The sequence below is a fragment of the Vreelandella sedimenti genome, from assembly GCF_013416325.1.
GTDB lineage: Bacteria > Pseudomonadota > Gammaproteobacteria > Pseudomonadales > Halomonadaceae > Vreelandella > Vreelandella sedimenti.
Map to the genome: position 1 here is coordinate 77,360 of NZ_JACCGK010000016.1, position 14,257 is coordinate 91,616.

General features: G+C 55.0%; 15 protein-coding genes and 1 tRNA gene. 11 read left to right on the plus strand and 5 right to left on the minus strand.

Annotated elements, in window-relative coordinates:
* Positions 1–5: 5 nt before the first annotated feature.
* From pgsA to uvrY, 3 genes are all read right to left on the minus strand, one after another.
* Entirely contained in the window at positions 6–554 is a 549-nt protein-coding gene (pgsA, locus tag HZU72_RS17840) for a CDP-diacylglycerol--glycerol-3-phosphate 3-phosphatidyltransferase (RefSeq protein ID WP_180094552.1), read from the minus strand.
* A 96-nt stretch (positions 555–650) separates the two neighbouring features.
* Positions 651–2,465, minus strand: a complete 1,815-nt coding sequence (gene uvrC, locus HZU72_RS17845; RefSeq protein ID WP_180094554.1) for an excinuclease ABC subunit UvrC — start codon at positions 2,463–2,465, stop codon at positions 651–653.
* Between the two features lie 41 nt (positions 2,466–2,506).
* A complete protein-coding gene (gene uvrY, locus HZU72_RS17850) occupies positions 2,507–3,157 on the minus strand; it encodes a UvrY/SirA/GacA family response regulator transcription factor (RefSeq protein ID WP_009288007.1) in 651 nt (216 codons plus the stop codon).
* Positions 3,158–3,354: 197 nt separating this feature from the next.
* Between uvrY and HZU72_RS17855 the strand changes: the two genes are divergently transcribed.
* Positions 3,355–3,430 (plus strand) — tRNA-Ala (locus HZU72_RS17855).
* 73 nt (positions 3,431–3,503) lie between these two features.
* Here HZU72_RS17855 and argF read toward each other — a convergent pair.
* A complete protein-coding gene (gene argF, locus HZU72_RS17860; RefSeq protein ID WP_180094556.1) occupies positions 3,504–4,424 on the minus strand; it encodes an ornithine carbamoyltransferase in 921 nt (306 codons plus the stop codon).
* Positions 4,425–4,685: 261 nt separating this feature from the next.
* On the opposite strand from argF, the gene grxD reads away from it, so the two are divergent.
* From grxD to HZU72_RS17900, 8 genes are all read left to right on the plus strand, one after another.
* A complete protein-coding gene (gene grxD, locus HZU72_RS17865; RefSeq protein WP_022522910.1) occupies positions 4,686–5,036 on the plus strand; it encodes a Grx4 family monothiol glutaredoxin in 351 nt (116 codons plus the stop codon).
* A gap of 160 nt (positions 5,037–5,196) precedes the next feature.
* Positions 5,197–7,170 carry a DNA polymerase III subunit gamma/tau gene (gene dnaX, locus HZU72_RS17870; RefSeq protein ID WP_180094558.1) on the plus strand — a complete coding sequence of 658 codons (1,974 nt, stop codon included), beginning with the start codon at positions 5,197–5,199 and terminating at the stop codon, positions 7,168–7,170.
* Between the two features lie 75 nt (positions 7,171–7,245).
* Complete coding sequence (locus HZU72_RS17875) at positions 7,246–7,572, plus strand: YbaB/EbfC family nucleoid-associated protein (RefSeq protein WP_022522912.1); 327 nt, start codon at positions 7,246–7,248, stop codon at positions 7,570–7,572.
* A gap of 3 nt (positions 7,573–7,575) precedes the next feature.
* A complete protein-coding gene (gene recR, locus HZU72_RS17880) occupies positions 7,576–8,181 on the plus strand; it encodes a recombination mediator RecR (RefSeq protein WP_180094560.1) in 606 nt (201 codons plus the stop codon).
* Between the two features lie 47 nt (positions 8,182–8,228).
* The gene (rnd, locus tag HZU72_RS17885; protein WP_180094562.1) at positions 8,229–9,365 is read left to right on the plus strand and encodes a ribonuclease D; all 1,137 of its coding nucleotides are present in this window, start codon (positions 8,229–8,231) and stop codon (positions 9,363–9,365) included.
* Positions 9,362–9,676, plus strand: coding sequence for a YcgL domain-containing protein (locus tag HZU72_RS17890; protein ID WP_180094564.1), 315 nt, complete (start codon positions 9,362–9,364; stop codon positions 9,674–9,676). Before rnd ends, HZU72_RS17890 begins: the two co-directional genes overlap by 4 nt.
* A 12-nt stretch (positions 9,677–9,688) precedes the next feature.
* Positions 9,689–10,267 (plus strand): acyl carrier protein phosphodiesterase, encoded by a 579-nt coding sequence (locus tag HZU72_RS17895; protein WP_180094566.1) that lies wholly within the window; start codon positions 9,689–9,691, stop codon positions 10,265–10,267.
* Positions 10,268–10,298: 31 nt separating this feature from the next.
* Complete coding sequence (locus tag HZU72_RS17900) at positions 10,299–10,754, plus strand: YcgN family cysteine cluster protein (protein WP_180094617.1); 456 nt, start codon at positions 10,299–10,301, stop codon at positions 10,752–10,754.
* A 15-nt stretch (positions 10,755–10,769) separates the two neighbouring features.
* Here the strand turns inward: HZU72_RS17900 and HZU72_RS17905 are convergent, their stop codons facing one another.
* Positions 10,770–12,872: a S9 family peptidase gene (locus HZU72_RS17905; protein ID WP_180094568.1), complete on the minus strand. Its 2,103-nt coding sequence runs from the start codon at positions 12,870–12,872 to the stop codon at positions 10,770–10,772.
* A 62-nt stretch (positions 12,873–12,934) separates the two neighbouring features.
* On the opposite strand from HZU72_RS17905, the gene HZU72_RS17910 reads away from it, so the two are divergent.
* Both HZU72_RS17910 and HZU72_RS17915 read left to right on the plus strand, forming a co-directional pair.
* The gene (locus HZU72_RS17910) at positions 12,935–13,360 is read left to right on the plus strand and encodes a hypothetical protein (protein ID WP_180094571.1); all 426 of its coding nucleotides are present in this window, start codon (positions 12,935–12,937) and stop codon (positions 13,358–13,360) included.
* A 76-nt stretch (positions 13,361–13,436) separates the two neighbouring features.
* Positions 13,437–14,216 carry a class II glutamine amidotransferase gene (locus HZU72_RS17915; RefSeq protein ID WP_180094619.1) on the plus strand — a complete coding sequence of 260 codons (780 nt, stop codon included), beginning with the start codon at positions 13,437–13,439 and terminating at the stop codon, positions 14,214–14,216.
* Positions 14,217–14,257 lie beyond the last annotated feature (41 nt).

Here is a 14,257-nt window from a genome sequence, read left to right on the forward strand (position 1 = left end):
GCAGCTTACATGGAACGGCTAAGATGCGGCCAGGCGGCTTTTAGGTACTGAATCATCGACCACAGCGTTAGGATAGCGGCGGTATACAGTACTACAACGCCTAACAGCGCAAATTCGTGCGCTGGAGGTAGCGCCAGTAAGATCAGCAGCGACACCATTTGCAGAGTGGTTTTAAGCTTGCCTACCCAAGAAACCGCCACCATGCCGCGTTTGCCCATTTCAGCCATCCATTCGCGCAGCGCCGAAATGACAATTTCCCGGCCGATAATCACCAGCGCAGGGAGCGTGAGCACCAGGGTGTCGTAACGCTCGATCAATAGCGCCAGGGCGACGACCACCATGAGTTTGTCAGCCACTGGGTCTAAAAAAGCGCCAAAAGGCGTTGATTGATTCCAGCGACGCGCTAAATAGCCATCCAGCCAGTCGGTAATGGAGGCCAGACCAAATAGGCCGGCCGCCACGGGCATACTCCAACTGAAGGGTAGATAAAACAGCACCACTAGCAGTGGAATAAAGGCGATTCTCGCCAGTGTTAGTATGTTGGGTATATTCATCGCAGAGAGCGATCCTTGCCGGGAAATCAGAGGATTCGAAGTGTCTGGGCCTCATTCTATCCCCCTTGGCCGATGGCATCCATGCCAAACGGGCGTTTATCCGTTGAGTGCTCGGTAAATACTCTCGGCTAACGACGCATTAATGCCCGGCACGCGAGCGAGTTCATCGCGGCTGGCCTTTTGCACGCCCTGCAAGCCGCCGAAAAAGCGCAGTAATTCCCGTCGACGTTTAGGGCCAATGCCGGGAATATCTTGTAGGGTTGAAGTGCGTCGCGCTTTATCGCGCTGAGCGCGGTGGCCAGCAATGGCAAAACGGTGTGATTCGTCACGAATATGCTGGATCAAGTGTAGGGCGGGGGAGGCGGGATCCAGATCTAACGGATTGTCCGCTGTTTCCACAAACAGGCTTTCAAGTCCCGCCTTACGCGTGGTGCCTTTGGCGACACCCAATAGAATGATGTTGGCGATGTCGAGTTCTTTAAATACCTCGCGGGCCATATTGAGCTGGCCCTTGCCACCGTCGACGATCAGGATGTCAGGAGCGACTGCTTCACCGCTTTTCACGCGCTTAAGGCGTCGGGTTAGGGCCTGCTGCATGGCAGCGTAGTCATCACCGGCGGCCACCCCTTCAATGCGGAAATGGCGGTAGTCGCTTTTGCGTGGGCCCTGATGATCAAACACCACGCAGGAGGCAACGGTCGCCTCGCCGTGGCTATGGCTAATGTCGAAACACTCCAGGCGTTGCGGTGTGTCCGCTAAGCCTAGCGCTTTCTGCAGGGCGGTAAAGCGCTGGGTGAGCTGGGTTTGGTTGGCCAGTTGAGAGGCTAGCTGCTGCTCAGCGTTGGTAATGGCGAGCTGTTGCCACTGGGCGCGGTGGCCGCGCACTTGGCTGGTAACGCGAATCCGCTTGCCCGCCTGTTGGGTCAGCGCTTCGGCAATCAGCTCGCTGTCGTCTAACGGGTGACTGGTAATCACTTCGCTGGGCACGTTGTGCGGTTGACCGAAATAGTATTGGCTGACTACTTCGGTGAGCAGCGTTTCAAGCGGTAGATCCAGATCGTTTTTCGGCGTGTGATGACGCGCCCCCAGCAGGCGACCATCGCGCACGCTCAATACCGAAACGCCCAGTGCGCCGGGGCGCTGGGCGAGGGCGAAAATGTCCGCATCACCGCCGCCGGTGTCGACAAACTGGCGTTGCTGAAGCTGGCGCAGTTGCTGAACCTGGTCGCGAAGACGGGCGGCCTCCTCGAAGTTGAGTGCCTGGCTGGCCTTTTCCATTGCCTCCATCAGTTCTTGTGTAACACTCTCACTTTTGCCTTCCAGGCACATCACTGCGTGTTCGAGGTCGCGCCGGTAGTCTTCGGCGGAGATATAGTCGACGCAGGGAGCGCTACAGCGCTGAATCTGATACTGCAAGCAGGGGCGTGAGCGATGGGCAAAGACGCTGTCCTCGCAATTGCGAATATGAAATATCTTTTGCATCAGTGCCAAGCTTTCACGCACGGCTCCGCTGCTGGGGTAGGGGCCTAAGTAGCGACCATCGTCGCTGCGCTGACGGGCGCGCTTATACTCAAGTGCCGGGTAAGGGTGGCGGTCGGTGACAAAGACAAACGGGTAGGACTTATCGTCGCGCAGTAAAATGTTATAAGGCGGACGCAGTTGTTTGATCAGGGTCTGTTCGAGCAGAAGAGCTTCGGTTTCCGTGCGGGTGACGGTGACCTGAACGTCGGCGATACGCCCCACCATGGCCTGGGTTTTGGTGTTCAGTTGACCACGGAAATAGCTGGCTAGGCGTGCCTTTAAGCGCTTGGCTTTGCCCACATAGAGCGTATTGCTTTGCTCATCGAGCATGCGGTAAACCCCGGGCGAGGAGCTTACCGAGCTCAAGAACTGTTTTGAATCAAAGGTCATATTAGCGTGTCGGTACCCGATAACAGCAGGGAAAATAGGGGTTATATTTGGGTGGCGTCAAACCCCTCGACCAGCCCGTGACGGAGCGCTAAGTGAGTAAGCTCGACGTCGGTGGCAACCTGTAGTTTATCAAAGAGTCGGTAACGATAGGTGTTTACCGTTTTAGGGCTTAAGTGCAGGCGATCGGAGATATCTTGCACTCGCTGGCAGTTAACGATCATAAGGGCAATCTGTAGCTCACGGTGGGAAAGGTGGCTAAACGGATTATCTTCCTCGGTGAAGTGCGAAAGCGCCAGGCGTTGGGCAATTTCCTGACTGACATAGCGGCGGCCATGAAACACTTGGCGAATGGCATCGGTCATTTCTATCGCATCTGCACCTTTGCTTAAAAAGCCTGAGGCACCCGCTTCGAGCATGCGGCGCAGCACACTGTCTTCCATGTGTGCAGTCAAGATCAAGACCTTCACGTCTTCCATGTTGCGGTGTATGCGTCGAGTGGCTTCGAGCCCGCCTATGCCCGGCATGCGAATATCCATCAACACGATGTCGGGTTTTAAATGGCGACACTGTGTTACTGCACTTTCGCCATCGTCGACCTCACCCACAATTTTAATGTCACACTCTTCGTTTAGCAGGTGAGCAATGCTGGTTCTTACTAGGTGATGATCATCGGCGATAAGTACACTGATCAATGGACAGGCTCCTGCTTGGAAACATCATGGACTCAGGCGTTGGCCTTGGACGCTACTCTATCTTGTTAACTACATTTGCATTATAGAGTGCCACAGCTAACGACAAAGGAGAATTAGTTGTCCGCTGCTGATGTAAAAACTTGACCACGGTAAATGTTCACCGTAGTATCCGCCTCGCTGTTGGAAAGACAGCTCGTGGGGCCTTAGCTCAGCTGGGAGAGCGCAACACTGGCAGTGTTGAGGTCAGCGGTTCGATCCCGCTAGGCTCCACCAACTAAAATTTCACCCAATATTAGAAAAAAGCCTCGTTGTTTAAACGAGGCTTTTTTTGTTTGCAGTAAATCGTTTATTCAGTGACTTTACCCAGAAGCAAAAACTCGATCAACGCTTTTTGTGCATGCAGGCGATTGCCTGCTTCCTGCCAAACCACGGCACGTGGGTCGTCGAGCAGCGTGTGGCTGATCTCTTCTCCGCGATGGGCCGGGAGGCAGTGCAGGAAGAGGACGTCTTGGTTTGCCTGATCGAGCATTGCTTCTGTAACTTGGAAGCCTGCGAAGTCGGCTTCACGTTTCGCCTGCTCCTCCTCTTGGCCCATGGAGGCCCAAACGTCGGTGGTGATCAGGTCAACGTGCTTTACCGCTTCCTGAGGGTCGTGCAGCAGCGTTACTTGATCGCCAGCGGCCGCCATAATGTCGGCACGGGGCTCGTAGCCTTTTGGGCAGCAAATGCGCAAGTGAAAACCGAATTGGCGAGCAGCATTGATCCAGGAGTGGCACATGTTGTTACCATCACCAATCCACACTGCTGTGCGTCCCTTTACGCTGCCGCGTAGCTCAGTCCAGGTCATCACGTCGGCAAGTAGCTGACAGGGGTGGTAGTCATCGCTTAAGGCGTTAATCACCGGTACGCTGCTGGCGCTGGCGTAGGTTTCCAGCCCAGCGTGGGAGAAGGTGCGAATCATCACTGCATCGACCATTTCAGACAGTACGCGAGCGGTGTCTTCAATTGGTTCGCCACGACCTAGCTGAGTATCGCGGGGGGAGAGAAAGAGTGCATGGCCGCCAAACTGTGCCATTCCCGTTTCAAACGAAACCCGTGTACGCGTCGATGATTTTTCAAAGATCATCGCCAGGGTACGGTTGGGGAAGGGTGTGTAAACAGGACCTTGGGCTTTTAGATTGGTTTTGATCGTAATGGCACGCTGGATCAAATAGTCCAGCTCATCTGGGGTCAAATCTAGCAAGGTCAGGAAATGGCGTGTCGCCATAAGGGCTTCTCTCCGCGCAAAAACACTATCCTAGCTAGGCTGCAGGGGATGCGCAACGCGAACGGCATGCGTAGAATGCCATATGCACGTTAAAGCCGAGCGCTCTACTCAGGTACTATTCTAAGTACTATTTCTTAAGTGCTAGTCTCAAGTACCCATTACAAGGGCTAGGTTTTAGAATCAGGTTCAAGGATCTGGTTCAAGGGCTAAGCCAAGTAGATGAGTGAGAGGGCATCGGTCATCAATCAGCGAGGAAATAGTATGAGCACGACTGCCGAAAACATTCAGCGTCAAATTAGCGAAAACCCGATCCTGATCTACATGAAAGGTTCGCCCCAACTGCCTCAGTGTGGGTTTTCTGCCCAGACCGTCCAAGCGCTTATGAGCTGTGGCGAGCGTTTTGCGTTCGTTAACGTTCTGGATAATCCGGATATTCGCGCCGAGCTGCCCAAAATTGCTAACTGGCCGACCTTCCCGCAACTGTGGGTAGAAGGCGAGCTGGTAGGTGGTTGCGACATTGTGGTTGAGATGCATCAAAGTGGCGAGCTGGAAAAACTAGTAAAAGCCGCTGCTGAGCGTGCTGGTGCGGCGGAAGGTGGTGATAACGCCTAGGCGTTGTCTAACAGCCCGCTTTATTCAGGCGGTTGGCGGGCTGCGGTGCAACCGTTAGAATGGCGTTTGTTCTCGCATCGTCTTTGTTATGCATCGTGGCCTTTGCCCCACGCTGGCTACAGCGTGGGGCAAGTCTGCCCGCCGAAGGAAGTACAGCTTCATGAGCTATCAGGTTCTGGCCCGTAAGTGGCGGCCTCGCACATTCCACGAACTCGTGGGCCAGGCCCATGTTCAACGCGCCTTGGTCAATGCCCTGGATCAGGGGCGTCTGCACCATGCCTACCTGTTTACGGGTACTCGCGGTGTGGGCAAAACCACCTTGGCGCGTATTCTTGCCAAGTGTTTGAACTGCACGGCTAACGGGCGTGGTGATGAAGGCATTACCTCTACACCGTGTGGGCAGTGCGATAGCTGTCAGGCAATTGATGAAGGGCGCTTTGTTGATCTTATTGAGGTCGATGCGGCGTCAAGAACCAAAGTAGAAGATACCCGGGAACTGCTGGACAATGTCCAATATGCGCCTACCCAAGGGCGTTATAAGGTGTACCTGATCGATGAGGTGCACATGCTTTCCACCAGCAGTTTCAATGCGCTGCTAAAAACGCTGGAAGAGCCTCCCCCGCACGTTAAATTCCTGTTAGCGACCACCGACCCGCAAAAACTGCCGCCGACGGTACTTTCACGCTGCCTTCAATTTACCCTCAAACATATGCCACCAGAGCGCGTGGTGGAGCATCTCACCTATGTGTTGGGTGAAGAGGGCGTCGCTTTTGATGAAAGCGCCTTGTGGCTATTGGGTAAGGCGGCGGAAGGCTCAATGCGCGATGCCATGAGCCTCACCGACCAGGCTATTGCGTTTGGCCAGGGGGCCGTTCGCCATGCGGATGTGGCCGCCATGCTGGGTACCTTGGATCATCGCCATATTCTTGGGCTGGCAGAATCTCTGGCCGATGTGGATGTACAGCGCCTGCTCTCCGAAGTGGCCGAATTAGCTGAGCAAGGCCCGGACTTTGCCGCGGTGTTGGATGAGCTATCGAGCATACTGCACCGCTTGGCAGTGGCGCAGATGGTGCCGGATGCCGTGGATAACAGCCACGGTGATCGTGACGTTATCCTGCAGCTAGCAAGCCGCTTCACCGCTGAAGACATTCAGCTCTATTACCAAATTGGTATTCAGGGGCGTGGGGACATGGTGCACGCTCCTGATCTGCGCAGCGCGTTAGAAATGACGTTACTGCGTATGTTGGCGTTTCGTCCTCAGGGCGTACCGAAACCGCCGCGCACCCCGCTACCTCTTCGCCGCGAGCCTTCACAAGAAGGGGCAGCGACCGAAACGAGTGCTCAAGTAGCAGTGGCAGAGACGCCATCACCGGCGCCGCAGCCCTCGCCAGCAGTTGATGCAAAACCAGAAGTTCATTCCACACCAGACGCTCAGCCTGAAGCGCAATTAGAGCCAAACCCTGAGCAGACAGCGCCTGCCGCTGAAGAGGAGCCTCCACTGCAAGAGCCACCGCCTTGGGCAGTTGAAGCGGATACGCAAGCGGCTGAGGTGGAAGCTCCCCAGCAAGCCCCTGAGCCAGAGGCTATGCCTGAATCAGAACTTGCTACTGAGCCCAAGCCTGTTACTGAGCCAGAGCCAGCCTCAGTGCCTGCACCCGAGCCCCAAACGGTGGAGCCCTCAACGGCGGTAGCGGCAGAAGCCTTTCCAGAAAACCGGCCGGAAATTCAGTCCGGCAAGCTGGATAATGCGCAGTGGTTGCAGTGCTTTGATTCTCTTGGCTTGGGCGGCTTAACCCGTAACTTGGCGGGCAACTGCTTGGTCGAGAGTGACGATGGTACGCTGCTGACGCTTCGCCTCGACCCCAGCCAAGAGGCCATGCAGGCAGAAGTGCATCAAACCCGCATTGAGCGGGCGCTTAAAGAGCAGGGCATGCCAAGGCGAATAGCGTTTTACGTTGCTGAGTTGTCTAATAGCCTTGAGACGCCACGGCAGCGCGAAGAGCGTCTTAATAAAGAGCGTCATGCCCAGGCGGTTGATCTACTCAATCAGGACCCCCATGTACAAAAGTTACAGCAGACGTTTGGGGCAAAGCTGATAGAATCCAGCGTAAAGCCTGCCGACGCTATGCGCTAAGCTCATTGTCTAGACGCGTGATAGAAACACTCGTTTTAGCTATACCTTTTAACTACGTATGTTGGAGATCAGACCATGCTTAAAGGTGGAATGGGCAACTTAATGAAGCAAGCCCAAGAGATGCAGGAAAAAATGCAGCAAGCCCAGGAAGAGGTCGCCAAAGCCGAAGTCCAGGGTGAGGCGGGTGCCGGTATGGTCAAGGTCACCATGAACGGTCGCCATGACGTTTCAAACGTGACCATTGACCCCAGTGTCATGGAAGAGGACAAAGAGTTGCTGGAAGATTTGCTAGCCGCGGCGGTCAATGACGCAGTGCGCAAATTGGAAGTCAGTTCTAAACAGAAAATGGAAGAAGCAACGGCAGGTTTGAACCTTCCGCCCGGCTTTAAGATGCCGTTCTAAGCAATGCGTTTTTCTCCTCTCGTTGAGCAGCTAATGGATGCGTTTCGCGTATTGCCAGGCGTTGGGCCCAAAACGGCTCAGCGCATGGCAATGCATTTGCTTGAGCGTGAGCGTCCTGGAGGGCAGCGTCTGGCGGCGGTTATTCAACAAGCGATCGATGAAGTTGGATACTGTCAGCGCTGCCGCACGCTCACTGAAGCAGAGACCTGCATGCTGTGTGAAAGCCTGCGGCGCGATGACGCCCTACTTTGTGTGGTGGAGTCGCCTGCCGATCAATTGGCGATTGAAGAAGCCGGTGGTTTTAAGGGGCGCTACTTTGTGCTCCACGGGCACCTTTCGCCGCTAGATGGCGTGGGGCCTGAGTCGATTGGTTTAGACTTACTGGAAGCGCGTGTTGCAGAAGGGCTCATTGAAGAGGTGGTGTTGGCGACCAACCCCACCATCGAAGGTGAAGCGACCGCCCATTATATTGCTTCGCTACTAACAGAACACGGTGTCAAACTCTCGCGGCTTGCCTATGGCGTCCCCATGGGTGGAGAGCTGGAGTACGTTGATGGCGGCACTTTGAGCCGTGCATTTAATGGTCGTCTGCCGTTTGCCAGTGAATAAGCCTACCTAAAACGCAAATGCTTTAGCATTTGCGCCAACCTGGAAGAATGCTTTTGTCCTCTCTGACCCCCTCTTATCAATGGCTTGATACTCCAGAGGCGCTCGATGCAGCGTGTGAGCAAGTAGCCGATGCTTCTGTAATTGCTCTGGATACTGAGTTTTTCCGAGAGAACACGTTCTTTCCAGTGCCGGCGTTGGTTCAATTCACCGCGGGGGAAGAGGCTTATCTGATTGATCCGGTAGCCGTCCCGTGTACTGATCAATTCCGAGCCCTGCTGCAAAATAGTGCTATCAAGTTACTGCACGCCTGCAGTGAAGATCTAGAAGTCTTCCAGCACTGGGCAGGTGTATTGCCGGAACCGTTAATCGATACTCAGGTAGTACAAGGATTTTTAGGCGAAAATCCTGGAATGGGGTATCAAAAGCTGGTCGAATTTTGGGTCGGCGAAACCCTGCCTAAAGAGGAGACCCGCTCAAACTGGCTATTGCGCCCGCTGTCGCCTGCACAGTGCCATTACGCCGCGCTGGATGTTATCTATTTATTAAAAGTCTGGACGCTTCAGGCTGAAAAACTGGCCATGCTGGGGCGGCGCGAGTGGGTGGACGCTGAGTGCGTTAGCTTGATTGAACAGGCGGGCCGCAGCGTCGATAACGACCAGCAGTGGTACACCCGTCAACGCCAATTATGGCGCTTAACGCCCCGCCAGATGGAAGCGTATCGGCTAATGACCACTTGGCGTGAAGGCGAGACACGCCGTCGTGACTTGCCGCGCAACTGGTTGATTAGCGACAAATTGCTATTCGCGATCGCTGAAAAAATGCCCAGCAATCGCTTCGAACTCGCTGAGGTGGAAGGCGTTAAACCGATGCTGATCAAAAAAGAGGGTGATGCACTGCTGACAATGGTCAAACAAGCCCAGCACTGCGATGAAAAAGTGCTACCCAAGCGTTGGCCAGACCCCATGCACCCGACGTTTAAGTCACGCTTTAAAGCACTCAAGAAGGCGGTAACCGCTAAAGCTAATGACTTGGGTGTGGCACCGGAAATGCTCATGCGCCGCCGTGATATTGAAACACTGGTGATGCAAGACTTGGCGGAGGAGCCATTGATCTGGCCGAGCGGTTGGCGAGGCGAGTGTTTGAATACTGCGTTGGCCCAGGCCCTTGAGGAGCGATCGTCATGAGCGACAAGCTGATTTGCGAGGTTTTTAAAAGCTCGCGTAAAGATGAAATGTACTTATATGTCGATAAACGTCAAGGATTTGCAGACGTCCCTACGCAATTACTTGAAACCTTCGGCAAGCCTGTGCCGGTGTTTACCATGCTGTTGACCGCTGACAAAAAATTGTCACGGGTTAATGCGGCAGACGTGGTGGAAGGGATTAAAGACAAAGGGTTCTACCTGCAAATGCCGCCGCCCAAAGAGGCCTATTTGCTCGACGTGCATCGCGCCCACGTTGCCTCGCGCTCTGATGCTCGTTCTGATGAACAGTAGCGCCATCCGGTTATGAATTTTCTTGCCCATGCGTGGTTGGTGAGCGCTGGTAGCGATGACTTTCTCTACGGTAATTTAATTGCCGATGGTGTTAAGGGGCGCAATTTGACCGATTGGCCTGCTGCTACTGCCCTGGGCATTCGCCATCACCGTCGAGTGGATGCCTGGGTAGATAACCACCCGAGCGTTGTTAATGCACGGCGGCGTGCGCCAACGGGACAGCGGCGCTATGCGGGGATAGCGCTGGATATGGTGTGGGATCATTTCCTGGCCCGTGATACGGCGGGGCAGGCGGATCAAGAAGCAATTGTTGAGCGCTGTTATAGACTGCTCTCCGCCCGTGCCGCGCCGAATCGCCTGGCCGGAATGATGCCGATTCTCGTCGAACAGGACTGGCTAAGAGGCTATGCTGACTTTGCGTTTACCTGCCGGGCCGTTGCCGGGATTGGGCGGCGTTTGTCTGGCCCCAATCAGTTGGCTGCTTTAGTGCCTTGGTTGTATGAGGATTATCAAGGGTTAGAGAACGATTTCCACACACTATGGCCCGAACTATTGGCTGAATTAAGCCACCAAGATACACCCCCATCATAATGAGTTTTTCGAAATAATGAGTCAGGAGACGATGGAGACCGCAATGCGCGAACGTTTTTGGGAGCGCTTTACCCTCGAAGAGTTGACGCCCCAGGAGTGGGAAGCGTTATGCGATGGCTGTGGACAGTGCTGCCTGCTAAAGCTGCACGACGAGGAGACTCAGGAGTTAGCAGTACTGAACGTTGCTTGTCGCTTGCTGGATATTCACAGCTGCCAGTGCAGCGATTATGCGAACCGCTTTGAAACCGTTCCCGACTGCACCCAACTGACGCCTGCCTTGGTTAAAGAGTTCACCTGGCTGCCGCAGAGCTGTGGTTACCGGCGGGTGGCTGAAGGGCGCAAGTTGGCGGGTTGGCACCCGCTGTTAAGCAATGACGCCGAGCGGGTTCACCGCAAAGGCGTCAGCGTACGCAGCTTTGCGGTGTCCCAAGATGAGGTGCCGGAGCAGCAATTGGAGTCACATATCATTGCCGTGCTGCCGATGTAGTTCCCTTCGAGCACTTTACTCAGAAGTTGAAGATGCTTGCGAGTGCAGTCCCAGCGCCCAGAGAATAAAAGCGTCTTGGCGGGCGGTATCGCGCCACGCTTTGAATCGACCGGATGCGCCGCCGTGGCCGCTGCTCATATCGGTGCGCATCAAAATTGGCGCTGAACCCAGCTGCTGTTGTGCCACCTGGGCATAAAACTTGGCGGGCTCCCAGTAGCTGACACGGGTATCGAACCAACTACCCTCAATCCATAGTGCAGGGTATATCTGCGCTTTAATGTTATCGATGGGCGAGTAAGCAGCTATTCGCTCGGCGACCTCTGGTTCTTCAGGGTTGCCCCACTCGCTGTACTCCGCGGTCGTCAGAGGTAGCTCCGGGTTCTGCATCGTGCGCAGTACGTCTAAAAAGGGCACATCTAGCAGAGCGGCGCAAAACTTTTCCGGCGCACGATTAATGCAGGTGCCGACCAGCAGCCCGCCAGCGCTGGCGCCATAGGCTGCTATGCGCAGTGAATCACTGACACCCTGTTCTACAAGCGCATCCCGGGCGGCCAGGAAATCGTCAAAGCTGTTCTCCTTGTGGGCCATCTTGCCGTTTAAATACCAGGGTTCGCCGCGTTCGCCGCCGCCGCGCACATGAGCAACGGCAAAGGCCGCACCGCGCTCAAGCAGTTCCAACCGGGCAATCGAGAACCAAGGGTCAAGCGCATCGCCGTAGGCACCGTAGCCATATAGCAACGTGGGCAAGGGCTGATCCGCCAGATCGGCGCGCAGCACCACCGATACGGGCACTTGCTCGCCATCGCTGCTGGTTGCCCAAAGGCGGCGGCTGACTAGCTGTTCAGGCTGTAAGTTGCCGTAAACAGGTACCCGCTTCAGTAGCGTTCGTTCGCCGCTGGTTAGATCGAGTGAAAACCAGCTGGGCGGCTGGGTAAACGACTCTTCGCGCAGGCGCACTACCCGGGTATCGAAGTGCGGCGCATCTTCCAGCATCTGTGAGCAGGGTTGTTCAGGCAGTGCCAGGGTCTCATCCAGGGAGCAGTTGTGCTGAGCATCGAAAAGTAAGCGCCGCAAACGCACTTGCGCCTGGGCATGGTCGCGCTCAGCCAGCATCAGCCCCCAAGAGAACGCATCAACGCCTTCCAGGGTGGCTTCTTCACGGTGGGCGATTAACGTTTGCCAATTCAATTGGGGCTGACCAAGCTGACTTTCGGGCAGGAAGTCGAGTTGGAAGTGAGCACCTGCCTGGTTATGCAGGCGGTAAAAGCTGCCTGGCCGGTGATCAATGCTGTACTCAACCCCCGCTTGGCGCTGTTGAATACACTGCAGGGCTGAATCAGGAGAGTGAGCGGCCAATAGGTGAATTTCACTGGTGTCTTTTGAGCCGCTTTCTAGCAGCAACCACGACCGCGAGCGCGTTTTGCCAATACCGAGCCAAAACTCAGGATCCTCTTCTCTTAGCACTAATACTGGCTCATTTGAAGCGTCAGGCTCCATCAGTGAAAGCGAAAGCCGCCAAACGCTGTCTGGGCGCTGAGTGTCGTCAAACCGCGTGAACAGCAGAGTCGCTGTAGTAGTAGTTTGATCTTCTGCCCAGCACAGCCCCGCACCAATATCGCTTAATAGTTGCTCAGGCGTCCCGTTAGGCAGCGCTTTCAACCAAAGGGTAAAACGCTCGTCGCCTTGAGTATCTTCTGTCCAGGCCAACCACTGCTCATCGGGAGACAGCGCCATATCGCCCATGTCGTAAAAGTCGTGCTCGGCAGCACGGGCTCTAACGTCGAAAAAGCATTCCTGTTGTTCAGGCTGGCGATTGGGGTGGCGCCACCAGCAGGGGTAGTCATCCTCGGCACTGGTTTCGTTCCAGAACGTGAAGTGGTCAAGCGTTGTCTTAAGGCTGGTCACGGCTAATTCGCGGCGCGCTAGGTGACTCTGGTATAACGCTTCCTCCAGCGGGGCAAGTGGGGCAAACCAAGCGGCTTGTTGCTGGTTGGCGGCCTCTAAAAAGGCACTGACCTGTGGGTCGTCGCGCTCTTCTAACCAGTGCCATTGCGGGTCATTAGCGCGATAATAGCGTGCAGCGGGTAAGCCTGAAGGTATGCCTTGCTGTGCTTTCATAAATTGATAGGTACCATAACGGGAAATCAACGTCGGGTGAGTTCACCCATATGAGGGGTATTATGCTGTTTGCAAATTCAACGCCACTACTGTGGTTGAGTTATTACGGGCTGTCGCTGTTAGTGATTATCGCAGTCTATTTTGCGTTCACTTTTCTGCCTCGCTTGCCACGTCTTGTACTGACCTGGATGGTGGCAGGGGCAATATGGGCACCCGCTACTTTCCGGCTGCCGTTAATAGAAGAGGGTGAATTCTATACCGGTTGGGCACCTTCGGCGATGGTGGCAGCGGTTGGCTTTTTAGAAAACAACGGCGCGGCACTTCGTGGCGGGCTAATGTGGCTGGTGTTGGGGATGGCATTAGGCGCGCTTATTGGTGTTGCTCTGTGGTGGTGGCGCCGTCCTGGGGACGATGAGTATGTCGTCCAGGAAGAAGAGAGTGCCGATGAAAGCGAATCACCACGCCGTCGCGAACCGATGATTGGTTAATGGCTGTGTTTAGATCCAATGCTTTTGCAGAGGTCGAAGGGTGTCTAAGTGTGTGTAAAGTGTATGTGTGAAGCGTATGTGTGAACTGCTGGGTATGAGCGCCAATGTGCCCACCGATATCTGTTTTAGCTTTTCGGGCTTCTTGCACCGCGGTGGGGGCACCGGCCCCCATCGCGATGGTTGGGGAATTGCTTTCTACGAAGAGGGCGGTTACCGCGATTTTCGCGATCCCCATCCCTCCGTCGATTCCCCTATCGCCCGGCTAATTTGCGATTACCCGATTAAGTCCAATGTAGTGATCAGTCACATTCGCCAAGCCAACGTGGGGGGCGTAAAGCTTGCCAATACCCACCCTTTCACGCGAGAAATGTGGGGGCGACCCTGGTGCTATGCTCACAATGGGCAATTAAGTGGCTGGGAGCGTTTAACGTTAGGAAACTACACCCCGGTTGGCAGCACCGATAGCGAGTATGCTTACTGCTGGTTAATGGGCGAACTTCGCCGTGAATTTCCTTCCCCGCCCGCTGATCCCGCAACGCTGTGGGAGCGCTTGCATCAGCTATGTGAGCAACTAAGAGCACTGGGCGTGTTCAATATGCTGCTCTCTGATGGGGGCTACTTATATACATTTTGTGCCACGAAGCTTGCGCATATTACCCGCTGCGCGCCCTTTGGCGAGGCGGAGCTCTCCGACGCCGAGATGACGGTGAATTTTGCCGAACATACCACGCCTGACGACATCGTTTCAGTGATTGCCACTGAACCGCTCACGCACAATGAAGCCTGGCAGCGGATGGTGCCGGGTGAGCTATTGGTCTGGCGTGATGGAGAAATTCAGGCGCGTTACTGTCCATAAAGAAACGATCTACTAAATTGGAATGAGGGACGCAGCAGCAA

Bases quoted from the DNA above. Each gene is read 5' to 3' on its own strand.
- grxD (WP_022522910.1), top strand. From the start codon at position 4,686: ATGAGCACGACTGCCGAAAACATTCAGCGTCAAATTAGCGAAAACCCG.
- HZU72_RS17915 (WP_180094619.1), top strand. From the start codon at position 13,437: ATGTGTGAACTGCTGGGTATGAGCGCCAATGTGCCCACCGATATCTGT.
- HZU72_RS17910 (WP_180094571.1), top strand. From the start codon at position 12,935: ATGCTGTTTGCAAATTCAACGCCACTACTGTGGTTGAGTTATTACGGG.
- HZU72_RS17875 (WP_022522912.1), top strand. From the start codon at position 7,246: ATGCTTAAAGGTGGAATGGGCAACTTAATGAAGCAAGCCCAAGAGATG.
- HZU72_RS17900 (WP_180094617.1), top strand. From the start codon at position 10,299: ATGGAGACCGCAATGCGCGAACGTTTTTGGGAGCGCTTTACCCTCGAA.
- rnd (WP_180094562.1), top strand. From the start codon at position 8,229: ATGCTTTTGTCCTCTCTGACCCCCTCTTATCAATGGCTTGATACTCCA.
- dnaX (WP_180094558.1), top strand. From the start codon at position 5,197: ATGAGCTATCAGGTTCTGGCCCGTAAGTGGCGGCCTCGCACATTCCAC.
- uvrC (WP_180094554.1), bottom strand. From the start codon at position 2,465: ATGACCTTTGATTCAAAACAGTTCTTGAGCTCGGTAAGCTCCTCGCCC.
- argF (WP_180094556.1), bottom strand. From the start codon at position 4,424: ATGGCGACACGCCATTTCCTGACCTTGCTAGATTTGACCCCAGATGAG.
- recR (WP_180094560.1), top strand. From the start codon at position 7,576: ATGCGTTTTTCTCCTCTCGTTGAGCAGCTAATGGATGCGTTTCGCGTA.
- HZU72_RS17905 (WP_180094568.1), bottom strand. From the start codon at position 12,872: ATGAAAGCACAGCAAGGCATACCTTCAGGCTTACCCGCTGCACGCTAT.
- HZU72_RS17895 (WP_180094566.1), top strand. From the start codon at position 9,689: ATGAATTTTCTTGCCCATGCGTGGTTGGTGAGCGCTGGTAGCGATGAC.
- pgsA (WP_180094552.1), bottom strand. From the start codon at position 554: ATGAATATACCCAACATACTAACACTGGCGAGAATCGCCTTTATTCCA.
- HZU72_RS17890 (WP_180094564.1), top strand. From the start codon at position 9,362: ATGAGCGACAAGCTGATTTGCGAGGTTTTTAAAAGCTCGCGTAAAGAT.